A 23,587-nucleotide genomic window follows, 5' to 3' on the forward strand; every position below is an offset into this window, starting at 1 on the left:
ATCATATCACGATTCTTTCTCGCTGAAGCAGACCGACTGGAAGTCGGTGGGTTTGCTCCAGAGCGTGGATACTAAAGTCAGGGGCTGGCCGTCACCGCAAGGCCCACGCGGTTCCGGCGATACCCGAAAGGATACCGGAGCGCTCCTCAAGAGGGCGCGACTGTCCTTCGGCGCCAATGAACGCGCCCGCCCCATGCGGTAGCCCTTCTTCGAGAAACGAACCGCCGGTGACCCGGGGGCCCATGACCGGGCCCCGGTCCGTCTGACCATCGGCCAGCAATCGAAGAAAGCGAAGACCGGAATGGAAAACCTCCTTCAGGACGTCGATGAAAAGCTCACGTTCGAGCAATATGCCGTGTCGGACAATTGGGTCGGCGAGGTGGACGAGAACGGCGATCCCGTTCTGGCGACGTCGGTCGAGACTGTCCTGGACGTGCCCTACGAGCTGGAATTCAACCTGGCCGCCAACCTGTCGGCCGATGTCCAAAGCGTCACCATCGAGGTCTACTTCGACGGCGCGCTTGTCGGCACGCTGTCCCATGACGGGGCCGTTTTCGAAACCTACACATTGGGGCTGACTGGCACCGGCGATCTGGCCGAGCTGGAATTTCGCATCACCGACGTCACCCTGACGTCGGACAGCACGATCGACACCACGGGCGTCATCCCGTCCTATTCCACGACCATGACGTTTCTCGGCAACGAGGTCACCGTCGACGCCTTCGCGCCCGGGCAGAACTTCATCTATCAGGTGCTGAACGGCCAGCTCGTCAAGTTCGACCTGGAGACCAACAGCTATACCGAGACCGAGACTTCGGCGGCGGTGAACGTCAACGCCATCGGCTATTCGGCCGAGGATGATCTGATCTACGGCATCGCACGGTCTGACGGTGTGGATGCCGTCGGGCAGACGATCGCCCGGAACGACGTTATCGCCATCGACGCCACCGGCGCCACCTATGCCGTTTCACCCGGCGTGATGGGGTCGTACATCGGCGATATCGACGATCAGGGAAATCTCTGGACCTTCAATGGCGCTCTGACCACCGCCGTCGTCTATGACCTGTCCGAAACCAACCCCGACGGGACGCTGGTGTCGCAGACGGTGTCGATGCCATCGCTCGGCATCCCCACAAGCGGGCTGGCCGATCTGGCCTATCACGCCGAAACGCAGACCTTCTTTGGCGTGGCGCATGGCGGGGCGACGGGGCTGCCCGGTACTCTGGTAGCGATCGACGTGTCCGAGGTCGCGCTAGGCGGGGAGCCTATCGTCACTACCCAGACCATCGCAGGCGTCATCGTCGACGGCGTGACAAAGGACGGCATCCCGGCGGGCGCCTTCGGGGCCACCATCGTGGACGGCGACGGCAAAGTCTATATCGGCGCGAACAACACCGACCACGATCTGGACCCCGACACGGCGAAATCCGGCGGGTTCTACAGGATCACGACGGGAACGGATGGCGCGCTTTACATGGAGCTGCTGGCGGATGCGCCGCGGGTGTCCAGCAACGACGGCGCGATGGACACGCGCGGCGTGGATCCGTTCCTGGGGATCGACGGCTCTTCGGCGGTGCTCTTGCGGATGCCCGAACTGTCCGTCGCCATCGCCGAAGACGACGCCGTGCAACTGGCCGCGCGGGGCAGCGCGGTTACGGTCGATCTGCTGGCCAATGACAGCGTGAACAACGGCGAGACGCTGACGCTGACGCATCTCAACGGCATCGAGGTCGCACCGGGCGCAGAGATCACCCTGTCGAACGGAGAGCGGGTCAGCTATCTGGGCAACGGTCTGCTGTCGCTCACGCCCGGAAGCCTGACAAGCGATGTGACCGAGACCCTCACCTACACGATCCGCAACACCAGCGGTGTGACCGATACGGCAACGTTGACCATCGGCTCCTCGCCCGTTCAGGGCGGCGCGGGCAACGATCACATGGTCGGCTTCACCGACGCGGACGGCACGCAGATCGACGGGGCGGACGGAGCGAACGACGTCATCCTCGGCTACGGCGGCAACGACAAGATCTACGCAGGGCTCGGCAATGACGAGATCTTCGGCGGCGCAGGCGCGGATTTCATGCGCGGGCAAGCCGGCGACGATGTGATCCACGGCGGCGCGGACAACGACGTGCTCGACGGCGGAAGCGGGGCCGATGCGATGTTCGGAGGCACGGGGAACGACATCTATTTCGTCGACGATGCGGGCGATGTCGTGTCCGAAGCCGATGGCGGCGGCACCGACACCGTCAAGTCGCGGATCGGGCTTACGCTTGGCGAGGGTTTGGAAAACCTCTGGCTCGCCAAGGGGTCGGAGGCCGTCGAAGGCACGGGCAACGCCCTGAACAACATGATCGTGGGCAACGAGGGCGACAACCGGCTCGACGGCGCGGCAGGCAACGACAAGCTGATCGCCGCCGACGGGGACGACAGCGTTACGGGCGGCGACGGTCACGACACGCTGCACGGCGACGGCGGCGCGGACACCCTCTTTGGCGACACGGGCAACGACAAGCTGCACGGCGGCGCGGGCGGGGATATCGTCCATGGCGGCGACGGCAACGATACTCTTTGTCCCGGCGACGACGATGACGTCATGTACGGCGGCGCGGGCAGCGATCTTCTGTCAGGAAACGCAGGTGCCGACACGGCCTATGGCGGCCTCGGCGACGACATCTACAAGCTTTCCGACGCGCTCGACACGATTGTCGAATATGCTGGAGAGGGCCACGACGCGGTGCACGCCTGGGTCGATGTCGCCCTTTCGGAGCATGTCGAGGACCTCGTGTTTTTTGGGACCGCCAATCTCTCGGGGGTGGGTAACGCTGGGGCAAACCGTCTGACCGGAAACGCCGGCGGCAACCAGATTTTCGGCGCAGGGGGTGACGACACCATCACCGGCGCCGGGGGCGACGACGCCCTGTCCGGCGAAACCGGCGCGGACAAGCTGCTCGGCGGGATGGGCAACGACACGCTGCAAGGTGGCGCAGGCGCCGATACCCTGGGCGGCAGCGATGGCGCCGACGTGCTGATCGGCGGTACAGGGGACGATTTTCTCAGCGGGGATGCGGGTACCGATGTCTTTGTTTTCCAAGCCGGCGATGGAGCGGACCTGATCAAGGGGTTCGACGTGGCGGAGGACACGCTGCAGCTCGTAGGCCTTAGCGTGAGCGAGGTGCGCTGGGCCGAAGACAGTCGGGGCCTGCGCTTGGACATGGGGTCCGGTGATACGATCCTGTTGAGCGGGGTTTCGGCCGATCTGATCCAGAACGTGGACCTGTGGTTTGTATGACGGTCAGTTCAGGTTCGATTCAAACAAGGGTCCGCGCGCCTCTGGGCTTGCGCCAAGGCTGTGTACTCGACCGGCCGCCGGTGCCGGCGCTGCACGGCGAGCCGTGCGCCAGGGGCACCGGGCTCGGCCTGGCGAGTCTGACGGGAGTAATCCAGTGAGCGCCCCGGGTTTACCGGAAAATCGAACACTCAAAGGATGAGCCCTATGACGTCGAGACGATCAAGTTCAAGACCCGCCGTGAGTGTCAGCGTAGCAGACACCGTTTCTGAGGAAGCTACCTCGATCCAAAAGCTATCTTGCGGGCCGAGGCTCTCCACCAAGCTCCATAGCGCCGAAGACGAAGGCAGAGCCGAGCAGGCTGAGCGGCGCAACGGACGGAGAGCAAATGCGCTGGAGGCGGTGTCTGCACGGCCCTGCTTACCACGCGTCGTCGCTTTGTCTGTTTGGTTTTCTTGGGTGAAATTTTTCAAATTGGCCTCCTTCGCCGAGCGACACCACAGACGACGCTCAGCCTGACGACCTCGCAGTAACGACGAGGCAGGGCAGTGCTGGCACCGTTCAAGGTGCGTCACTCGGAACGAAAACAGGATAGGCGCTGACGTCAGACAGGCTCGCCTTTGACAGGTTGGTTGAGTAGTAATTGCAGAAAACGTGGCTCGCTGGCTACGCGCAGCAGCCAAGCCAAATCGCTAGCTACCGGAGTACCACCGTCTTCAGCGAAGCCGACTTTACTATTTCTAGCTGTCGGGGGCGTCCGTCCGTACAGCGGCGCTAGGGCTTGCCGAGTGGCTACCCCATCAGAGACACCAAAGGCCGAAAAAACGCACTACGGCCCCAAGCGCTGGGGCTATTGCGAGCCGGACCAGAGTACCACTCCCGCCAGCTTGATGATGGATGATCAAATCATCATAGCACATCTGCGTCCTTGAATGCTCCGGCGACGGCTTCGATGAAGCCTCGCCTGTCCTTGACGTGCTTCAATCGCCGCCTCAAGGAATAGAGCAGAAGGCCGTAAAAATCTTCATGACTGTCCAATAGTCTATTTGCTATCGGCTTTTCCCAAGATTCACTCATGTCAGCGTCCTGTGATTTTGTTGATGGTAGATTGGCGCGATCAGCGGCGATGCGCACTCAGGTGCACCACGCTTCTTTCGGTCTGGCCTTCATCGGCATGTGCCTTGGCCAATTTCTCTGGATCAGACGCAATTTTGTCAGCCCATGCTTGTATTTCGGCAGATCGGTCATCGTCCTTGCGCGCGTAAAGCGAGTCATAGCGACTGCTTTCATTCTCAGCAAATCTCTGAGGTTCCACTTTCGGTTCATTAAGGATAGGGAGGCTCTCATTACCGTGGGGGGTGGCTCTCAATACCCCGGGGGGTTGGTTCTCAGTACCCGGTGCCTTCCCGTCTGACTCAGCCTTGATCTTGTCGATCAGGTCAGTGCGATTCCGACCAGCGCGGGCTGGTGGTAGCGCGAATATGGCTTCAAGGTTGACGGTCCAGACCAACACATTGCTGCCGTTTATAACCCGCTCGCCGACGGGTTGGATGAGGCCAGCTGCCTCCAGCTTGGCCAGATGACGGCTCACAACCTTTTTGTCAGTGCCCATGCGTGCAGCTAATTCCATTTTTGATCGCCAGCAAACGTATTCCGGCGCCCGCGCAGGATCGGCCATTTCCTTGAAAAGCGCCTTTGTCATGGCATCACATGACCCCGGTAGCTTGGACTGTGCGATGAGTTCTCGAAGACGATGGCTCATGCTTTACTGCTTCCAGGGTGCGGCTTGTACTTCCGGAAGCGTGCGGACTGAGTTGGCGTCTCTTCAACCGTTAGGTTCGCCCACTTGCTGACGGCCATTGGCTCGAAGCATAGGGTAGAACCCCGGAAAACCTCCAGCGGGCGTCCAGCCTCAGCGGCCCCTAGCGTCGCGACTATTTTCCGGGCCAGCTTTGTCAGTGCGTTGCGCCGGTCGATCACCTCGAGTTCCAACTCAGGGCAATAGGCCCGATCCAAGACGCCATTGGTTGATCCGTCTGACCGGAGGGGCCTGACTTCCGACAACTCGACACGCAAAGGTTTTTCTTCGGAGGGCCTGCGAGGGGCCCTACGGTGCTCGACAGGGGCAACCAATCCCTCCGCAACAGAATCCTTTGTCGCAGTGGCCTTTTTCTGTGCCCGTGGCACAGCCTCACCCGTTTCTTTGGTCATGACTCAGGCCTCGCCTTTCTGGGCACGCGTTGTTTCCCAGTGGATCAACTCGGAGAGTTTCCAGCGTGTGCACCGCTCCGAAAGCCTATAGGCGCGCGGAAACGTCTCGTCCTCGCGATGCCAGCGCCAGACCGTCAGTCGATGAACGCCAAAGCGTTCAGCTATTTGCGTATCGGTGAGAAAGGTATCGACCATGTTGCACTCCGTAGTTTGGAGCGAATATGGCGATCACATGAGCCAGCGTCGAAGTGCGTTAATGTTCGGGTTCGATATCAAGATTTTGCAAAATCTCGGTTTGCACGAATGAGCGTGCTCGCCTTCTGGCACTTCCCTTGATCCCCAACGCTGCAAAGACGCGTTCAACGAATTCAGGCCATTCTCCCGAAATTTTACTGCTTTGTGGATCAGTCGTAAATGTAGGTGTGCGCCCGGTAACGACTCGAAATGCCTCATCTGCAGCAGCGACCACAACTATGGCTCGAAGGTCTCGCAACCGCCCACTGCTGCGATACTCACCAAGAAGTACTTCCTCGAGCTCCTTCGCTTTCGCCGAGAGCAGATTGAGAGTGTTCTTCAGGTCATCGAGATCCGGAGCGCTGCAAACCCATAGATCTTCACGTGTTGCATCGTGGAGCGCGTCGAGCACTTTGGAGAGGCTCTCACATGCGCCTCTCAATCTATCTAGCTCGGCCTTCACTTGACCTTGGGAGGGTCGTTTCAGGACTTGGTCATGCAAATGCTGACCTCCCCACGCCATGTTCCCAAGCAGTTCTGCATAGAAGTCGATGTCTTCTAGCGAAGCTGTCGGCTGACGTCTGAGCGCCATGAGCGCATCCACCAGCAGTGATTTCTTGTCGGCAGGCGCATTTCCCGTCAGCGGCTCATTGTCGTCCGGTGGCAGACTCATTTCACCACCTCTAGCGAAATGACCTTCCCGCGACCCTCGCCCTTCAAAAAGCGGCCCCACGATGCAAGCACAATGCGACGGCGCTCAATCATGTCCGTTCTACGGTATGCGCGCTCTACATCAGAACCAACAACATGAGCCAAAGTCAGTTCAGCAAGGTCGCGATCGACTCCTTGCTCAGCAGCCCAGTCTCTGAACGTCGATCTAAGACCGTGCGGGACTGCAGGTCGACCAGTACGAGCGTCAAGATACCCACGCTCTTTTGCTGCATTGATACGCCTCATTGCATCGGACATTGCCGCGTCGGTCAACATTCCTCCGCGCGCCGCCGGGAATATGTAGGGGGATCCCTCATAGCGAGGTTGGGCATCTAGGAGGACGAGCATGTCGTCAGTGAGCGGAACTCGATGCTCATGGCGCAAACCCCTCTCACCGGGTTTCATGCGTTCCGCCGGAATGATCCAAAGCTTCGCAACTTGATCAATCTCATCCCACGTGGCGCCACGGACTTCACCCGATCGAACTGCAGACAAGGCGAGAAACTCTAGAGCCCTTGTTGCGACACCACCGCGTTTTTTGAGGTCAGCAAACCATTGTGGGGCATCAGATAGCGACAGCGCTGGACGATGCTCCTGTTTCGCCCGGATCAGCTTGCTCGCACTCGCCAGGTCATGTTCGAGGTTTCCCTTCCAAGCTGCCGGATTAAGCCCTTCTCGAAACCCATTCACCTTAGCCCAGTCGAGGACACCCTCGATCTTGCCCCTGAGCTTCTTCGCCGTAGCCGTCTTTTCTTGCCAGATGGGCCCTAGGACCCTGAGCACGTCCCTTCGGTCGATTTCATCCACTGGGGTGTCGCCTATCTCTGGCACCGCGTATCGCTCCAATTCTGAACGGTACAGTTTCGCATATTTCTCTGACGAAAATTCTGGCTCTTTCTTTTCGATGAAGCGTCCCATGGCCTCCGAGAAACTCGGGACTGCCCTCTTTGATTGCTTGGCTCTAAGGGGGTTTTCACCTCTCCAAACGGCATCCGCAGCGTCGCGCGCCCGTTCACGAGCCAAGCTTAGCGATACGGTTGGATAGCTGCCCAGCCCCATCGCATGCCGCTTGCCATTCATAGTGTAGCGAAACAGCCAGCTTTTGGCTTCGGTTGGTGTTATCTGTAGAATGAGACCAGTGACACCGCCGACAGCAACGAAGCGTGTATTCTTGCCACCATGATGCTTGAGCCGCTTCACCTCGACAGCGCTCATTTCTTCTACTCGTCGCGGCAAAGTTTGGCTCTCCCCGCTGACTGATGGGAAGCCTGAGTCGGATTCCCTTTTATTGTCAGCGCCGTCTAAAGACGTTCTACTAGCCTACCACGAGGATAAATGTACGCAACACAACGAAACGCCTCACATACCGAAGTTCGGTTAAAGTATTGGTTAAGTTCAACAAAAGTATCTATTGGCAACATAACGCAACATGCGCTCGGCATTCCATCGGGCTGCCCCTCACCGTTTCCATGCCCCGCCCCGCGCCGCCGCACCGGCCGCTGGCGGGCCGCCACGTCGCTCTGCACCCTTTGCGCGCCGGTCACGGCCCCGGTCTTTTCGCCGCCTTCACCGCCGACACAGAGGGCCGCAACTGGACCTACCTGCCGATCGAGCCTTTCGCGGATGTTCATGAGGCCACCGACTGGGCCGCGCAGGCCGCCGCCAGCCGCGATCCTCTGTTCTACACGATCCTCACCCCGGGCGACGTCCCTGCCGGCTTCTGCTCGCCCCTGCGCATCGCGCCCGAACAGGGCAGCATCGAGGTCGGCTACATCAACTTCGCCCCCGCCCTGCAAGGCACCACCGCCGCGACCGAGGCGATGGCGCTCTTGATGGCGCATGTCTTCGACGACCTGGGATACCGCCGCTACGAGTGGAAATGCGACGCGCTCAACGCGCCGTCGCGCCGCGCCGCCGAGCGGCTGGGCTTTACCTACGAAGGCACCTTCCGCCAGGCCACCCATTACAAGGGGCGCAATCGCGACACCGCGTGGTTCTCGATCCTCGACAGCGAATGGCCAGCGCTCAAGACCCGGTTCGACACCTGGCTCGATCCATCGAACTTCGACGCGGACGGGCTGCAACGCCGCCCCCTCACCAACATCTGAGGCCTGCGGGATGGCGGGTGGGGCGATGCTCTTCAGAGCGAGCGTCACCCGTCAGCCCGCAAAGAAAAAGGGCCGCCGAAGCGACCCTTCCGTAAACTCAGGCGTCGAAAGCCTCAGCCGTTGACGCTGTCCTTGAGCGCCTTGGCGATGGTCATCTTGACCACCTTGTCGGCCTCTTTCTTGAACTGCTCGCCGGTGGCGGGGTTGCGCACCATGCGCTCGGGCCGCTCGCGGCAATAGATCTTGCCCACACCCGGCAGGGTCACGGCGCCGCCGCCGGACACTTCCTTGGTGATGATCCCGGTGATCGCATCGAGCGCGCCGCCGGCGGTTTTCTTGTCGGTGCCCATTTCCTCGGCCAGAGCGGCCACCAGCTGGGTCTTGGTCATCGGTTTCGCCATTTCATGGTCTCCTTCACTGCCCCTTTGTCTAGGGCCCCATCGACGTCAGTAAACTGTATATAGAGATCAAACACAACGATTAGTGGCCCATTGCAAGGGGAAATCATGCATTTTGGGTCATTTTCGTGGGATCAGAGAAAGGCTGTCTCTTCGAAAGAGCGCAGCTTTCGGCTGTGGATGCGCTCCAGCGGCATGTTTCGGATATGCTCCATCGCCCTGATTCCAATCATCAGATGCCGCGCGACCTGGGTCTTGTAGAAATCAGACGCCATGCCCGGCAGCTTCAATTCGCCGTGCAGCGGCTTGTCCGACACGCACAGCAGCGTGCCGTAAGGCACCCGGAAGCGAAAGCCGTTGGCGGCGATGGTGGCGCTTTCCATGTCCAGCGCGACGGCGCGCGATTGCGACAGCCGCTGCACCGGGCCGCGCTGGTCGCGCAGTTCCCAGTTGCGGTTGTCGACGCTGGCCACGGTGCCGGTGCGCATCACCCGTTTCAGGTCGAAGCCTTCCAGCTGGGTTTCATGCGCCACCGCCTGTTCCAGCGCGATCTGGATTTCGGCCAGCGCCGGGATCGGCACCCAGACCGGCAGGTCGTCGTCCAGCACCCGGTCCTCGCGCAGATAGGCGTGCGCCAGCACGAAATCGCCCAGGCTTTGCGAATTGCGCAGGCCCGCGCAATGGCCAACCATGATCCAGGCGTGCGGACGCAGCACCGCGATGTGGTCGGTCGCCGTCTTGGCGTTCGACGGTCCCACCCCGATATTGACCAGCGTGATCCCGCCCCCGCCCGGCCGCTTCAGGTGATAGGTCGGCATCTGCGGCATCTTGGGGCTGTCGGGGATCGGCGCGTCGGGCTCTGTGATCTCGACATTCCCGGTGCTGACGAAACTGGTGTAGCCGCTGGCCGGATCGGCCAGCTGCGCGCGGGCATAGGCCTCGAATTCGCTGACGTAGAACTGGTAGTTGGTGAAGAGAACGTGGTTCTGGAAATGCTCGGGATCGGTCGCGGTGTAATGCGCCAGCCGGGCCAGCGAATAATCCACCCGCTGCGCGGTGAAGGGGCCCAGCGCCTCGGCCCCGTCGGGCGCGGGCTTGGCCAGGCCGTTGACGATGTCGTCGTTGGTGGTCGACAGATCCGGCACGTCGAAGACGTCGCGCAGGATGAATTCCGACGCGCCCTCTTGCGGGACCGAGATGTCGGGGAAATTGGCCACCGCGAAATGCACCGGCATCGGCGTGTCCGACGGCCCGATGCGCACCGGCACGTCGTGATTGGCCAGCAAGAGCCCGATCTGCTGCTGCAGGTAATGCCGGAAGAGATCGGGCCGCGTCACGGTGATCGCATGGGTGCCGGGCTGCGACACATGGCCGAAACTGAGCCGGCTGTCGATCTTGGCGAAGGTCTGCGTGGTGATCCGGATCTCGGGGTAGAACGCGCGATACCGCACGCCCGGATGGCCCGAGGCGATCGCCTGGGCAAAGCGATCGCGCAGGAACCGCGCCGACAGATCGTAAAGCTGGCAAAGCCGGTCCACCGCCGCGGCGGCATCGGTGAAATATTCCGCCGGCGTGCCCTCGGGCATCACGATTTCTGCTGGCTGCATCTGCCCCTCTTCGGTCGTTGCCGCGCAGGTTGACAGCTTGTCCTGACAGGTGCAACCTGCCAAAAAGGTCAGAGGTGCTGACATGGATTACGAAACCGTCCCGCCCGAGGATTTCGGCGCCTCGTTGCGCGGGATCGGGCTTAACCTGCTGGTCCGTGACGTGCGCGCGCAGGCGCGGATGCTGGCGGCTGTCTTCGACATGACCGCGCATCGGGTCTCGGCCGATTTCGCAATATTGCGCTATGGCGATGCGGTGTTCCAGCTGCATTCCGACGGCACTTACGGCGCCAACCCCTACCTTGCCCTGCTGCCCGAGAACCCGCCGCGCGGCGCGGGGGCCGAGCTGCGGCTTTACGACACCGATCCCGACATCGCCGCGGCACGCGGCGAGGCGGCGGGCATGACCCTCTTGCAGCCGCCTACAGACAAGCCGCACGGGCTGCGCGAATGCTACCTGCTCTGCCCCGACGGCTATGCCTGGGTGCCCTCGCGACCGCTCTGACGGCGCTGGACGCGCGGGCGCGGGCTTTCTACACTCGCGCGCAACAAGCCACGAAGGAGACGCGCCATGAACGCACCGCACAGCATCGCCAATATCGACCACTGGCAGGAACGCGTCGATCTGGCCGCCGCCTTTCGCTGGACCGTGCGGCTGAACATGCACGAGGCCGTGGCCAACCATTTCAGCCTGTCGGTCAACGACGACGGCACGCAGTTCCTGATGAACCCCAACCAGATGCATTTTGCCCGCATCCGCGCGTCGGACCTTATCCTGGTGGACGCCAACGACCCCGACACGCTGAAGAAGCCTGGCGCGCCCGATCCGACCGCCTGGGGCCTGCACGGCGGGCTGCACCGGCACTGCCCGCATGCACGTTGCGCGATGCATGTGCATTCGATCTACGCCACCGTTCTGGCCACTCTCAAGGACAAGCGCCTGCCGCCCATCGACCAGAACTGCGCGATGTTCTTCAACCGCGTGGTCATTGACGACCAATACGGCGGGCTGGCCTTCGAGGACGAGGGCGAACGCTGCGCGCAGCTTTTCGACGACCCGAAGAAGAAGGTCATGGTGATGGGCAACCACGGCGTCATGGTGATCGGCGACACCGTGGCCGAGACCTTTAACCGGATGTTCTATTTCGAACGTGCGGCGCAGACCTATATCAACGCGCTGCAAACCGGGATGGAGCTGGACGTGCTGTCCGACGAGATCGCGGAAAAGACCGCGTCCGAGATCGAGCAATATCCCGAACAGGACATCCGCCACCTGGCCGAGGTCAAGGCGCTGCTGGATGCCGAGGGCGCGGATTACGCCAGCTGAGGCTCAGCCCGGGCGCAAACCGGTTTCCTGCAAGAGCCCCTTGCGCTTGGCCTCGTAGTAATAGCCGCGGGCGTACCACTTGATCGCGCCGTCGGGGTTGCCCCCGGCCACCAGATAGGCCCCGCGCAGGTACTTGCCGGCGTATTTCAGATTAGTTTCGGGATCGAGCAGATCGGACGGTTTGCCGCGAAAGCCCATGGACCGCGCGGTCGCGGGCAGGATCTGCAGCAACCCCCAATAGGGGCCGTTGCGCGCCCAGGACCGGTGGGTGCTTTCGCGGATCGCCAGCCGGTGGATCAGCGACGGCGGAAGATCGTAGATCGCGGCATATTTGTTGATCAGCGCCCGCAGTTCGGGCGTCTCATTGGGATAAAGCGGCGGCTCGGCGAAACCCTCGCCCGGCTGGGCGAAGTTGAGGCGCGGCGCGTCGGGGTCGACGCGGCCGCCGCCGCAGCCTGCAAGGGTGGCGGCAAAGCCCAAAAGCAGGGCACGGCGGGACAGATGTGTCATGGGTGGACCGAAAATTGTCAGCGACTGAGCCCAGATTGTCGATCCGCGCGCCACAATCCAGAGCGCGAATGTCGCATCGGCGGAAGCCTGCCGCTCACGCCCGCCGGAAAAGCGCGATCAGGGCACGGTCCTGCGCGTGATCGCCTTCGGCACCCGCGCCATAGATCGCCACGTCCTTGAGCCGCAGATCGGTGATGGCCTGCACCGAAAGCGCGTCGAATTTCGCGGCGAAGCCCGCGCTGTCGTAATGCCCGGCATTGATCGACAGCGCCGCCAGCCCGCCGGGGGCCAGGATGCGCACCACCTCGTCCATCGCCTCGGGGCCGACATGGCCGTGGGTGAAGGTCCCCGAACTGACCGCCCCGGCGTAATGGCCGTATGCCACGTCCAGCCGTCTCAGCAGATCGCCCTCGAAGAGCCTTTGATAAATTCCCTTGGCCTCGGCCACCCGCAGCATGTCCGGCGACAGGTCCGTCGCATCCACCGGCCCCGCCCCCAGCCGTACCAGCGCCTCGCCGCAAAGCCCCGTCCCCGCCCCGAGGTCGAGCACGTGGCCGCGCCCTCCGGCATCGGCAAAGGCCTCGGCCACGCGCAGCGGCAACACATAGGCCATGTCGCTGGCAAAGCCGCTGTCGTAGGTGCCGGCCCAGGCGGCATAGAGCCTGCGATTGTCTTCGGGCGTTTCCAGCCCGTAGGCGGCGTCGAGATCGGGGCGCGGGTCGGTCATGGAGTCAGGCTAGTCCTTGGGCATGGGCCCGAGAAGCCCCCGAAGCGAAAAACCGCCGCAGAGTTCGCCATAACACGCTTGTAAAAATCAGGGGCAGCGTCCAACTCTTGCGGCATGACCACGTTGCTTTCCCTCGGCCATGGATATTCGGCCCGCGCGCTGGCGCGGCGGCTTTTGCCGCTGGGCTGGACCGTTCTGGGCACCACGCGCGATCCGGCCAAGGCGCAAGCCTTGCGCGACGAGGGCGTCGTGCCTGTGCCCTGGTCGCGGGACGAGGTCGGCGCGGCGCTGGCGCGCGCCAACCATGTGTTGACCAGCGTCAGCCCGCAGAACGGCACCGATCCGGCGCTGGACTTGGTGGGCGACCTGATCGCAGAGCGCGCCACGACGCTCGACTGGGTCGGCTATCTGTCGACCACCGGGGTCTACGGCGACCACGACGGCGGCTGGGTGGACGAGGACACGGCCCTGACCCCCTCGACCGCGCGCGGCAAGGCGCGCGTCGCCGCCGAGTCGCAATGGGCCGCGATCCCCGGCCTGCCGCTGCACATCTTCCGGCTGGCGGGCATCTACGGCCCCGGGCGCGGCCCGTTCCAGAAGGTGATGGAGGGGCGCGCGCAGCGGATCTTCAAGCCCGGCCAGGTCTTCAGCCGCACCCATGTGGACGATATCGCGCAGGTGCTGCACGCATCGATCGACCGGCCCGACCCGGGCGCAATCTACAACGTCTGCGACGACGACCCGGCCCCGCCGCAGGACGTGATCGCCGAGGCCGCGCGCCTGCTGGGCCTGCCGGTGCCACCCGAAGTGCCCTTCGACGAGGCCGATCTGTCGCCCATGGCCCGCAGTTTCTATGCCGAGAGCAAGCGCGTGCGGAACGACCGGATCAAGCGCGATCTGGGCGTGACGCTGCTTTATCCCGATTACCGCAGCGGCCTGCGGGCCGTGCTCGCCGAGGAGCGCGCATGACGGCCGCCGCCAAAGCCGAAACTCTCTCGGCCGGGCCTCCGAACGGGCTCGCGGCCGTTCTGGCGCAGGTGCGCGCCGCTGCGACGGGAGAGAGCGTCAGCCTGGCCACGCTGCTGGAAAGCATCGGGCGGCAGTCGTTTTCGGCCACGCTGATGCTGATCGGCCTGCTGATGGTGTCGCCGCTTTCGGGCATTCCGGGCCTGCCGGCGATCTTTGCGATCATCGTGCTGATCATCGGCGTGCAGGCTCTGATGAGCCGCGACACGCTCTGGCTGCCGCGCCGCCTGACCAACCGGAAGGTGCGCACCGAGCGGCTGCTGCGCGCGCTCGATACGCTGGAGAGGCCCGCGCGCTGGCTCGACCGGCGGGCGAGTGGGCGCTTTTCGCTGCTGGCGCGGCGTCCGCTGTCGGGCTTTGCCTATCTCGCGATCGTCGTGGTCGCGCTAAGCTGGCCGCCGCTGTCGCTTATCCCGTTCTCGGCCACGACCACGGCGCTCGGCATGACGCTGATCGCCGCCGGGCTGATGCTGCGCGACGGGGTCTTCGTGATCGGCGGCTATATCTACCTGGGGCTGCTTTATGGCGGCGGCGCGATGGTGATTGCGGGGGTGATCTGACCGGCCGCGCCTCAGGCGCGTTTTTCCAGCACGTCGACGCCCAGCACCTTGAGCACCCTGGCCTCGATATCCGAGGCGTTCAGCCCGGCCACCGCGTACATGTCGCGCGGGCTGGCCTGATCGATGAAGATATCGGGCAGCACCATAGAGCGGAACTTCAGCCCGTCGTCGAAGACACCTTCGTCCGACAACAGCTGCGACACATGGCTGCCGAAGCCGCCGACCGCGCCCTCTTCGATGGTGATCAGCGCCTCGTGGTCGCGGGCCAGCGACAGGATCAGATCGCGGTCGAGCGGCTTGGCGAAGCGCGCGTCGGCCACCGTCGGGCGGATGCCCCGCGCCTCGAGCGCCTCGCTCGCGCGCATGACCTCGCCCAAACGGGTGCCGAACGAAAGGATCGCCACACGGCTGCCCTGCTGGATCATCCGGCCTTTTCCGATCGTCAGAACCTTGCCGCGCTCGGGCATCTCGACGCCCTCGCCCTCGCCGCGCGGATAGCGGAAGGCGATGGGCCCCTCGTCATGCGCGGCGGCGGTGGCAACCATGTGTTTCAGCTCGGCCTCGTCGGCGGCGGCCATGACCACCATGCCCGGCAGGTTGGCCAGATAGGCGATGTCGTAGCTGCCCGCATGGGTGGCCCCGTCGGCCCCCACCAGCCCCGCGCGGTCGATGGCAAAGCGCACCGGCAGGCGCTGGATGGCCACGTCGTGCACCACCTGGTCATAGCCGCGCTGCAGGAAGGTCGAATACATAGCGCAGAACGGCTTCATCCCGCCGGCGGCCAGACCGGCGCTGAACGTCACGCCGTGCTGTTCGGCGATGCCCACGTCGAAGCAGCGGCTGGGATAGCGTTCGGCAAAAAGATCAAGCCCGGTGCCGTCGGGCATCGCCGCCGTCACGGCGCAGATCTGCGGATCGTCGGCGGCCAGCTGGATCAGCGACTGCGCAAAGACCTTGGTGTAGCTCGGCGCGTTCGACGGGGCCTTTTTCTGCTCGCCGGTCAGAACGTCGAACCGCGCGCGCGCATGGCCCCGGTCGGCGGCGCCCTCGGCGGGGCCGTACCCCTTGCCCTTGCGGGTCAGCGCATGGATCAGGATCGGCCCGGTCGCGCGGTCGCGCACGGTGCGCAGCACCGGCAGAAGCTGCCCCAGATCGTGCCCGTCGATGGGGCCGACGTAGCTGAAACCCAGCTCTTCGAAGAGCGTACCGCCCACGGTCATGCCCTTGAGCATTTCCTTGGCCCGCTTGGCCCCTTCGCGGAAGGGTTCAGGCAGCAGCGACACCGCCCCCTTGGCCGCGGCCTTGAGATCCTGGAACGGCGCTTCGGCGTAAAGGCGGCTGAGGTAGGACGACATCGCGCCGGTGGGCGGGGCGATGGACATCTCGTTGTCGTTCAGGATGACGATCAGACGCTTTTTCAGATGGCCCGCGTTGTTGAGCGCCTCATAGGCCATGCCCGCGCTCATCGCGCCGTCGCCGATCACCGCGATGGCGTCGCCGTGGCCGGTGTCACAGGACCCGCCCAGATCGCGCGCCACGGCAAAGCCCAACGCAGCGCTGATCGAGGTCGAGCTGTGCGCCGCGCCGAAGGGGTCGTAGAGTGACTCGCTGCGCTTGGTGAAACCGCTGAGCCCGTCCTTTTGCCGCAAGGTGCGGATGCGGTCGCGGCGGCCCGTCAGGATCTTGTGCGGATAACACTGGTGGCTGACGTCCCAGACGATCTTGTCGCGCGGCGCGTCGAAGACCGCGTGCAGCGCCAGCGTCAGCTCGACCACGCCCAGCCCCGCGCCCAGATGGCCGCCGGTTTCCGACACCGCCGAAATCGTCTCTTCGCGCAGCTCGCGGGCCAGGCGCACCAGCTCGGCATCGCTGAACGATTTCAGATCGGCCGGGCTGTGGACCCGGTCAAGAAGCGGAGTTGCGGGCCTGTCGGGCATGGCGGCATCTTTCGTCAGTTCCGGCGCGAGATAACGAAGCGGGCGGCCTGCCGCAAGGTCTCGGCACTGTCACCGTAACAAGATAAGGCGTCGCAGGCCTCGGTCACGAGCGTCTCGGCGCGGCGTTTCGCCCCGTCGAGCCCCAGATGCGACACGAAGGTCGCCTTGCCCCGGCCCGCGTCCTTGCCCACTGCCTTGCCCATCGCCTCGGCGTCGCCTTCGACATCCAGCACGTCGTCGGCGATCTGGAAGGCCAGCCCCAGCCGCGTGGCGTAATCCGTCAGCGGGGCGGTGTCGGCCTGCGCCAGAGCCGCGCCCGCCTGTGCCGACCAGACGATCAGCGCGCCGGTCTTGCCGGCCTGCAGATCGGTGATCTGATCGAGGCTTAGCGGCGTCTCGGCGGCCTCCGCCGCCATGTCGAGCGCCTGGCCCATCACCATGCCCTGCGCGCCGCTGGCCCGCGCCAGACCCAGCGCCAGGTCGGCGCGCACGGCGGGGTCGGGGTGGCATTCGGGGCGGCTGACCAGCTCGAACCCCAAGGTTTGCAGCGCATCGCCCGCCAGAACCGCCGTCGCGTCGTCCCATTTGCGGTGCACCGTGGGCTGACCACGGCGCAGGTCGTCGTCGTCCATGCAGGGCAGATCGTCATGCACGAGGCTGTAGGCATGCACCGCCTCGATGGCGCAGGCGGGCCAGATCGCCCGCTCTTGCGCCACGTCATGCAGCCGCGCGCCTTCGAGCACCAGAAAGCCGCGCAGCCGCTTGCCGCCATGTGCTGCATAGGCCATGGCCAGCGTCACCGGCAGATCGGGCAGATCGGCGAACACCCGGTCGAACCGGGCCTGAATCGCGACGCCTGCCGCTTTCAGATCGTCCTGGAACAAAGGGTCAGAGCCCCTCGACCGGCTGGGTGCCCTTGGGGTTGCCCTCGGCGTCCAGCGTGATCGCCGCGACCTTTTCCTCGGCTTCCTTCAGCTTGGCGTCGCAGCGCTTGCGCAGAGCCGCGCCGCGTTCGTAAAGCGCGATGGATTCCTCCAGCGCGACGTCGCCCCGCTCCAGCTGGGTCACGACCTTTTCAAGCTCGGCCATCGCGGCCTCGAACGTCATTTCGTCGACGGGCGTGTCGCTCATGCCCCTGCCTCCATCAATGCCTCTACATGGGCCTTCGTCGCCTCGGCCAATGCGCCCAGATCATAGCCCCCTTCCAGGGTCGAGACCACCCGGCCCTCGCAGACCTCCGCCGCGATGGCGCACAATTCACGGGTCAGCCAGGCGAAATCGCCGGTCGCCCAGTTGAGGTTCGCCAGAGGGTCGTCCTGATGCGCGTCGAACCCGGCCGACAGGATGATCAGCTCGGGCCGGAACGCGCGCAGGCGCGGGAAGACCTGGGCCTCGTAGGCCGCGCGCATCTTGGCACCGCCGCTGCCGGGCGGCAGGGGCACGTTCAGGATGTTGTCATGCGCTCCGCGCTCGGACGGGTCGCCCGAACCGGGCCAGAGCGGCATCTGCTGGCTGGTCACCACCAGCGCGCGCGCCTCGTCCCAAAGAAGGTCCTGCGTGCCGTTGCCGTGATGCACGTCGAAATCCACCACCGCCACGCGGGCCAGCCCATGCGCGTCCAGCGCGTGTTTCGCCGCCAGCGCCGCGTTGCCGAAAAGGCAGAACCCCATCGGCGTCTGCCGCTCGGCGTGGTGCCCCGGGGGACGGATGGCGCAAAAGGCGTTCTGCGCCTCGCCGGCCAGCACCGCATCCACCGCCCTGAGCACCGCCCCCGCCCCGCGCAGCGCCGCCGAGAGCGAGCCCGGCGACAGCCAGGTATCGCCGTCGATCTGGTGTAACCCCTTGGCGGGCAGCGCGGCCCTGATCGCATCGATATGCGCCTGCGGATGCACGCGCCGCAGATCGTCGTCCGTCGCCTCGGGCGCGGTCAGGCGCATCAGGTCGAGCGGCGCCAGCGCGTGCAGCACATGTTCCAGCCGCGCCACGCGTTCGGGGTGACCGTCCGGTGTGACATGCTCCAGACACTCGGCATGCGTGATCAAAGCAGTGGTCATCTTGGCCCTTCTTCTGTTCGAAATCCCGTTTCGCGACACCTGCCAGCCCGCGCCGCGGGCTTCAAGCCGCTAGTCCGGCGCCAGCATATAGCCCGCGCCGCGCACGGTCTGAAGATAGCGCGGCTGCTTGGGGTCGGCCTCCAGCTTGCGCCGAAGCCGGGTGATCTGCACATCCACCGCGCGTTCCTGCGCCTGGCCCTTGTCGCGGCCCAGATCCTCGACCAGTTTGGCGCGGCTGATCGGCTCGCCCGGTTTCGCAGAAAAGATCTTCATCAGCTGGCTTTCCGTGGCGGTCAGCCGCACCGGATCGTCGCCCTTCCACATCTCGCCGCGCTCGATGTCATAGCGGATCGGGCCCAGCGTGATCAGCTTGGGCGCGCTGTCCTCGGCGCTGGTGTCGGGCATGCGCCGCAGGATCGCGTTGATCCGCAGCAGCAGCTCTTTTGGTTCGAACGGCTTGGCCAGGTAATCGTCCGCCCCCGCCTCGAGCCCCTTGATCCGGTCGCTGGTTTCCGCCCGTGCGGTCAGCAGCAGGATCGGCGTGGTCGAGTTTTCGCGGATGCCGCGGGTCAGGCTGACCCCGTCCTCGCCGGGCATCATCACGTCAAGCACGATCATGTCGAAGTCGAGCCCGCTGAGGATCCGCCGCGCATGGGCGGCATCTCGCGCGGCGCTGACCAGAAAGCCGTGCCGGATCAGGAATTTCTGCAACAGGCCGCGAATGCGCTCGTCGTCGTCGACGATCAGCAGATGCGCATCGGGATCGGCCATCAGCGCGGCTCCCGCAGCTTTTGGTAATGGCGCTGCAGATCGGTATCCATCATCGCCTCAAGCACGCGTTTGAACCCGGCCACGGCCTCGGGCCCGGCCTGTCGGTAGGCCGCGCGCATCCGTTCGCGCTGCGCGTCGGACAATTTCCGTTCCAGCGCCTCTCCGGCCTCGGTCAGAAACAGGTGACGCTCGCGCTTGTCGACCCTGCCCACCCGGCTTTCCACCAGCCCGTCGGCCATCAGCGTGCGCAGCACGCGGTTCAGCGATTGCTTGGTCACGCCGAGGATCGACAGCAGGTTGTTGACCGTCGTGCCGGGCGCGCCGTTGATGAAATGGATCGCCCGGTGATGCGCGCGGCCATAGCCCATGTCCTGCAGGATGCGGTCGGGATCGGCGGTAAAGCCGCGATAGGCAAAGAACATCGCCTCGATGCCCTGTCTCAGCTGATCGTCTGTCAGGAAGAGAAGCGATTCGCCGCTTCGGGGCTGCGTGGATTGAACCTCGGCCATCGTCGCCTCCGGCGTTTTATTGTTGCCGGCCAGTTTATGTCAGCCTTGTTGACATTCCAACCCTTAACTGGTAGCGAATCGCAGTTTTTGCGCAAGATTATGTCCGCTGCGGACGTATCCTGCGCAACAAATGCAAATCGCTTGAAAGGGAGAACGGCGATGTCAGCAGCATATGACGACCGCGACGGAAAGATCTGGATGGATGGCCAGCTGGTGGACTGGCGGGCGGCGAATGTGCATGTGCTGACACATGCCATGCATTACGCCAGCTCGGTTTTCGAGGGCGAGCGCGCCTACGGCGGCACTATCTTCCTGTCGCGCAAACATTCCGAGCGGCTGCATTTTTCGGCCCGCCAGCTGGATTTCGAGATCCCCTACACCGTGGACGAAATCGAGGCCGCCAAGGTCGCGGTTCTGGCCGCGAATGGCTTTACCGACGCCTATGTTCGCGCGGTCGCCTGGCGCGGGGCCGGTGAGGACATGGGCGTCGCGTCCAAGCGCAACCCGGTGCGGCTGGCCATCGCCGCCTGGGAATGGGGCAATTACTATGGCGATGCCAAGATGAAGGGCGCCAAGCTCGACATCGCCAAATGGAAGCGCCCCTCGCCAGAAACCGCGCCCAGCCATGCCAAGGCGGCCGGGCTTTACATGATCTGCACCATGTCCAAGCACGAGGCCGAGGCCAAGGGCTGTTCGGATGCGATGATGTTCGACTACCGCGGCTATGTGGCCGAGGCGACGGGGGCCAACATCTTTTTCGTCAAGGATGGCGAGGTGCACACGCCCAAGCCCGATTGCTTCCTCAACGGTCTGACGCGGCAGACGGTGATCGGGATGCTGAAGGACCGTCAGATCAAGGTGATCGAGCGGCACATCATGCCCGAAGAGCTGGAAGGCTTCGAGCAATGCTGGCTGACCGGCACCGCGGCCGAGGTGACCCCGGTGGGTCAGATCGGTGATTACAATTTCGAAGTGGGCGCCGTGACGCGCGAGATTTCGGAAAGCTACGAAAAGCTGGTCCGCGCCTGATCGCCGCCAAGCGGGTTTTCGGCCGGGCCTCTGCCCGGCCGTTTGCGTTCAGGTCAGCGCGCGCAGCATCGAAGTATTGCTCTGGATGACGGTGTTGCGCTCGACGATCTTGGACAGCCTGCTCTCGATCTCGTCCTGACAAGCATCCAGCTGTTCCACGATCCCGGCCAGCGAGTCGCCGGATCCGGACAGCGACGCGCTTTCGATCTTGCACATCATCCGGGTAGAGCTGAGCCCGGTGACATAGCGCTTCATGTCCAGCACGCTGCGCGACAGGCGCCCCGCCCCCGTCTCGACCACCTTGAGCGCCTGGGCGGCGTTGGCTTTGTATTTCTCGGCCTCCTGGGTCAGGATCCGCTGTTCTGTATCCACGTCGACCCCGCCCATGTCCTGATGACGGCTTTGGGCAAAGGACGTGGCCATCATCGACTGCACCGACGCAAGGCAGGTCAGAAAGGCGCCATTGACGATCGAGCCGCGGATGCGCACGAAGGCGCTGTCGTCACCATCGACGAAATCGCGCACCCAGTTCGCCATCTCGTCCAGCATCGAGCCGTAGTTCACCGAAATCGCGCTGATCGGGCCGCCGGCGTTTTCCAGCCGCGATGCGAGGATACGCATGTTCATGGGCACCGTGCGGATCGCCTTGAACGATTCGGTCATCTGCTCGGTCTCGGTCCGGATGTCGTCGATCGCGGCTTGCATCAGGCCAAAGCGGCGTTGCGCGGCATCCTGCGGTTCGCCCAGCCGCGCGGCCCGCGCCGCGCATTCCTGCGTCAGCGCGTCGGCCTGAAACGCGTCGTAATCGCTGTATCCCAGCGCGCGGATATGGGCGACGATGCTGGCGTGCCCGTCCTCGGGCGACAGGCCATCGGCCTCTTCGGCCAACACCTCGGCGTAGATGTCGCGCACCTTTTCGAAAAGCGGGGTGGAGGGTTTGATCCGGATCGACAGATAGCCGTCATCGACCGGCCAGACCGCCGCCAGTACCCAGTAATAACGCCCGTCCTTGGCCCGGTTCTTGACATAGACGGCGGTCGGATGCCCCGCCTTGAGCCGTTCCCATTTCAGATGAAACGCCCCGCGCGGCATGTCGGGGTGGCGCACCAGTTTGTGCGGGGCTTTCAGCAATTCGGACCATTCGAAGCCGGAAATCCTGCGGAACACATCGTTGCCCGACAGGATCACACCGCGCTGGTCAGTGCGCGAATAAAAACATTCCCGGAAATCGAACGGCACCTCGCCGCGGGTGTTCTGGCGGGCCTGGCTGGCAAGCTGCGTATCGTGCTGGGTCATATGAGGCATCCTGACGGGGCGTTCCGTCAAGACATCTCAGACCGACCTTGCCAAAGAATGAACGGCGGCCCGGGAAAGGTCGCCGTTCGGAAAGATCAGCCCGGGCTCATCCCGCGCAGGCGCTCGGAGCGCCGCCTCAGCATTTCGACCGTGGTCAGCAGGCAAATCGAAATCGCCACCAGGATCGTCGCCACCGCAAGGATGGTGGGCGAGATCTGCTCGCGCAGGCCGGTGAACATCTGCCAGGGCAGGGTCTGCTGGTTGGCCGAGCCGACGAACAGCACCACGACCACCTCGTCGAACGAGGTGATGAAGGCAAAGAGCCCGCCCGAAATCACGCCCGGCAGAATCAGCGGCATCTGCACCCGGAAGAAGGTGGTGACCGGATCCGCGCCCATGTTGGACGCGGCCCGCGTCAGCGAGCGGTCAAAGCCCACGAGCGTGGCCGTCACGGTGATGATGACGAAGGGAATGCCCAGTGCGGCATGCGCCAGCACGACGCCCAGATAGGTGCCCTGCAGGCCGATCCGGCTGTAGAAGAAGTACATCCCCGCCGCCGAGATGATCAGCGGCACGATCATCGGCGAAATGAGGATCGCCATGATCGTCTGGCGGAACGGCACGTGCGGCTGGCTCAGACCGATGGCCGCCAGCGTCCCGAAGCCCACCGACAGCAGCGTCGCCACCGGCGCGATCAGCAGCGAATTGCGCAGCGCCTGCTGCCATTCGCTCGAGGTGAAGAAATCGCGGTAATGCTTGAGGCTGTAGCCCTCGGGGTCAAAGCGCAGCATCTCCGGCGTGAAGGTAAAGAAATCCTCGGCGTTAAAGCTGAGCGGCATCACCACGAGGATCGGCGTTATCAGGAACACGAAGATCGCACCGCAGATCACCCGGAACGTATAATGCCAGAGCACCTGACCGCCCGTCAGGTACGGCACCAGATGGGCGCGATAGCGGCCCTCGCCGATCCAGTAGATGAACCAGCTGAAGAACCACCCGAAGAGCGCGCCGATGACCAGCCCCGGCAGCCCGCCAAAGAGATACCCCGCCACGGCGAAGACGGCGATGACGGCCCAGCGGACCATGCGCTCTTGTTCGTGGCCCAGAACCTCCATGGCCAGAAAGCCCAGCCCGGCGATCAGCGCCGCGCCGATGATCACGCCCAATAGGGTCGATCCCTGCGCGGTGCCGATGAAGACCCCGGCAAAGGCCCCCGCTGCCGCCAGAACCGGCAGGGTGAAGGACAGCGGCTTCTTTTCGATCGGTGTGAGAACGGCAACCATGGC

At 64.0% G+C, this 23,587-nt stretch carries 25 protein-coding genes; 7 read left to right on the plus strand and 18 right to left on the minus strand.

The window, feature by feature from the left end; genetic code table 11:
• Positions 1–301: 301 nt before the first annotated feature.
• Complete coding sequence (locus tag RXV88_RS10375; protein WP_316292582.1) at positions 302–3,292, plus strand: calcium-binding protein; 2,991 nt, start codon at positions 302–304, stop codon at positions 3,290–3,292.
• 188 nt (positions 3,293–3,480) lie between these two features.
• On the opposite strand, the gene RXV88_RS10380 is transcribed toward RXV88_RS10375, so the two are convergent.
• The 6 genes from RXV88_RS10380 to RXV88_RS10405 all read right to left on the minus strand — a co-directional run bounded on the left by RXV88_RS10380 (position 3,481) and on the right by RXV88_RS10405 (position 7,660).
• Entirely contained in the window at positions 3,481–3,762 is a 282-nt protein-coding gene (locus RXV88_RS10380; RefSeq protein WP_316292584.1) for a hypothetical protein, read from the minus strand.
• 436 nt (positions 3,763–4,198) lie between these two features.
• The gene (locus RXV88_RS10385) at positions 4,199–4,366 is read right to left on the minus strand and encodes a hypothetical protein (protein ID WP_316292586.1); all 168 of its coding nucleotides are present in this window, start codon (positions 4,364–4,366) and stop codon (positions 4,199–4,201) included.
• A 40-nt stretch (positions 4,367–4,406) separates the two neighbouring features.
• Positions 4,407–4,991: a winged helix-turn-helix domain-containing protein gene (locus RXV88_RS10390; protein WP_316292588.1), complete on the minus strand. Its 585-nt coding sequence runs from the start codon at positions 4,989–4,991 to the stop codon at positions 4,407–4,409.
• 512 nt (positions 4,992–5,503) lie between these two features.
• Positions 5,504–5,695: a helix-turn-helix transcriptional regulator gene (locus RXV88_RS10395; protein ID WP_316292590.1), complete on the minus strand. Its 192-nt coding sequence runs from the start codon at positions 5,693–5,695 to the stop codon at positions 5,504–5,506.
• Between the two features lie 58 nt (positions 5,696–5,753).
• Complete coding sequence (locus tag RXV88_RS10400) at positions 5,754–6,407, minus strand: hypothetical protein (protein ID WP_316292591.1); 654 nt, start codon at positions 6,405–6,407, stop codon at positions 5,754–5,756.
• Positions 6,404–7,660, minus strand: coding sequence for a tyrosine-type recombinase/integrase (locus RXV88_RS10405; RefSeq protein ID WP_316292593.1), 1,257 nt, complete (start codon positions 7,658–7,660; stop codon positions 6,404–6,406). Before RXV88_RS10405 ends, RXV88_RS10400 begins: the two co-directional genes overlap by 4 nt.
• Positions 7,661–7,914: 254 nt before the next feature.
• Here RXV88_RS10405 and RXV88_RS10410 point away from each other — a divergent pair, with 254 nt between their 5' ends.
• Positions 7,915–8,553 (plus strand): GNAT family protein, encoded by a 639-nt coding sequence (locus RXV88_RS10410; protein ID WP_316292595.1) that lies wholly within the window; start codon positions 7,915–7,917, stop codon positions 8,551–8,553.
• Between the two features lie 113 nt (positions 8,554–8,666).
• Here RXV88_RS10410 and RXV88_RS10415 read toward each other — a convergent pair whose 3' ends face one another.
• Complete coding sequence (locus RXV88_RS10415) at positions 8,667–8,954, minus strand: HU family DNA-binding protein (RefSeq protein WP_316292596.1); 288 nt, start codon at positions 8,952–8,954, stop codon at positions 8,667–8,669.
• A gap of 131 nt (positions 8,955–9,085) precedes the next feature.
• Positions 9,086–10,558 (minus strand): AMP nucleosidase, encoded by a 1,473-nt coding sequence (locus RXV88_RS10420; protein ID WP_316292598.1) that lies wholly within the window; start codon positions 10,556–10,558, stop codon positions 9,086–9,088.
• An 82-nt stretch (positions 10,559–10,640) separates the two neighbouring features.
• Between RXV88_RS10420 and RXV88_RS10425 the strand changes: the two genes are divergently transcribed.
• Positions 10,641–11,060 (plus strand): glyoxalase, encoded by a 420-nt coding sequence (locus RXV88_RS10425; protein WP_316292599.1) that lies wholly within the window; start codon positions 10,641–10,643, stop codon positions 11,058–11,060.
• A 66-nt stretch (positions 11,061–11,126) separates the two neighbouring features.
• Entirely contained in the window at positions 11,127–11,882 is a 756-nt protein-coding gene (locus tag RXV88_RS10430) for a class II aldolase and adducin N-terminal domain-containing protein (protein ID WP_316292601.1), read from the plus strand.
• A 3-nt stretch (positions 11,883–11,885) separates the two neighbouring features.
• Here the strand turns inward: RXV88_RS10430 and RXV88_RS10435 are convergent, their stop codons facing one another.
• Entirely contained in the window at positions 11,886–12,392 is a 507-nt protein-coding gene (locus RXV88_RS10435) for a transglycosylase SLT domain-containing protein (protein ID WP_316292603.1), read from the minus strand.
• A gap of 94 nt (positions 12,393–12,486) precedes the next feature.
• Positions 12,487–13,119, minus strand: a complete 633-nt coding sequence (locus RXV88_RS10440; RefSeq protein WP_316292605.1) for a class I SAM-dependent methyltransferase — start codon at positions 13,117–13,119, stop codon at positions 12,487–12,489.
• Between the two features lie 114 nt (positions 13,120–13,233).
• On the opposite strand from RXV88_RS10440, the gene RXV88_RS10445 reads away from it, so the two are divergent.
• Positions 13,234–14,088 (plus strand): SDR family oxidoreductase, encoded by an 855-nt coding sequence (locus tag RXV88_RS10445; protein ID WP_316292607.1) that lies wholly within the window; start codon positions 13,234–13,236, stop codon positions 14,086–14,088.
• A complete protein-coding gene (locus RXV88_RS10450) occupies positions 14,085–14,705 on the plus strand; it encodes an exopolysaccharide biosynthesis protein (RefSeq protein ID WP_316292609.1) in 621 nt (206 codons plus the stop codon). The genes RXV88_RS10445 and RXV88_RS10450 overlap by 4 nt, the downstream gene beginning before the upstream one ends.
• An 11-nt stretch (positions 14,706–14,716) precedes the next feature.
• On the opposite strand, the gene dxs is transcribed toward RXV88_RS10450, so the two are convergent.
• The 6 genes from dxs to RXV88_RS10480 all read right to left on the minus strand — a co-directional run bounded on the left by dxs (position 14,717) and on the right by RXV88_RS10480 (position 19,976).
• Entirely contained in the window at positions 14,717–16,642 is a 1,926-nt protein-coding gene (gene dxs / locus RXV88_RS10455; RefSeq protein ID WP_316292611.1) for a 1-deoxy-D-xylulose-5-phosphate synthase, read from the minus strand.
• Positions 16,643–16,656: 14 nt separating this feature from the next.
• Positions 16,657–17,526 carry a polyprenyl synthetase family protein gene (locus RXV88_RS10460; protein ID WP_410468818.1) on the minus strand — a complete coding sequence of 290 codons (870 nt, stop codon included), beginning with the start codon at positions 17,524–17,526 and terminating at the stop codon, positions 16,657–16,659.
• 4 nt (positions 17,527–17,530) lie between these two features.
• Positions 17,531–17,773 (minus strand): exodeoxyribonuclease VII small subunit, encoded by a 243-nt coding sequence (locus RXV88_RS10465; RefSeq protein ID WP_316292613.1) that lies wholly within the window; start codon positions 17,771–17,773, stop codon positions 17,531–17,533.
• Complete coding sequence (locus tag RXV88_RS10470; RefSeq protein WP_316292614.1) at positions 17,770–18,696, minus strand: histone deacetylase family protein; 927 nt, start codon at positions 18,694–18,696, stop codon at positions 17,770–17,772. The genes RXV88_RS10465 and RXV88_RS10470 overlap by 4 nt, the downstream gene beginning before the upstream one ends.
• Before the next feature lie 69 nt (positions 18,697–18,765).
• Positions 18,766–19,467: a response regulator gene (locus RXV88_RS10475; protein ID WP_316292616.1), complete on the minus strand. Its 702-nt coding sequence runs from the start codon at positions 19,465–19,467 to the stop codon at positions 18,766–18,768.
• Positions 19,467–19,976, minus strand: coding sequence for a MarR family winged helix-turn-helix transcriptional regulator (locus RXV88_RS10480; RefSeq protein ID WP_316292618.1), 510 nt, complete (start codon positions 19,974–19,976; stop codon positions 19,467–19,469). The genes RXV88_RS10475 and RXV88_RS10480 overlap by 1 nt, the downstream gene beginning before the upstream one ends.
• Positions 19,977–20,135: 159 nt before the next feature.
• Between RXV88_RS10480 and RXV88_RS10485 the strand changes: the two genes are divergently transcribed.
• On the plus strand, positions 20,136–21,005 hold the full coding sequence (locus tag RXV88_RS10485; RefSeq protein ID WP_316292619.1) for a branched-chain amino acid aminotransferase: 870 nt from the start codon (positions 20,136–20,138) through the stop codon (positions 21,003–21,005).
• Between the two features lie 48 nt (positions 21,006–21,053).
• Here RXV88_RS10485 and RXV88_RS10490 read toward each other — a convergent pair whose 3' ends face one another.
• Together RXV88_RS10490 and RXV88_RS10495 are read right to left on the minus strand one after the other, a co-directional pair.
• Positions 21,054–22,301, minus strand: a complete 1,248-nt coding sequence (locus tag RXV88_RS10490; protein ID WP_316292620.1) for a PAS domain-containing protein — start codon at positions 22,299–22,301, stop codon at positions 21,054–21,056.
• 95 nt (positions 22,302–22,396) lie between these two features.
• Positions 22,397–23,584 carry an ABC transporter permease gene (locus RXV88_RS10495; RefSeq protein ID WP_316292622.1) on the minus strand — a complete coding sequence of 396 codons (1,188 nt, stop codon included), beginning with the start codon at positions 23,582–23,584 and terminating at the stop codon, positions 22,397–22,399.
• Positions 23,585–23,587 lie beyond the last annotated feature (3 nt).

This window comes from Aestuariicoccus sp. MJ-SS9 (assembly GCF_032586235.1).
Classification (GTDB): domain Bacteria; phylum Pseudomonadota; class Alphaproteobacteria; order Rhodobacterales; family Rhodobacteraceae; genus Aestuariicoccus.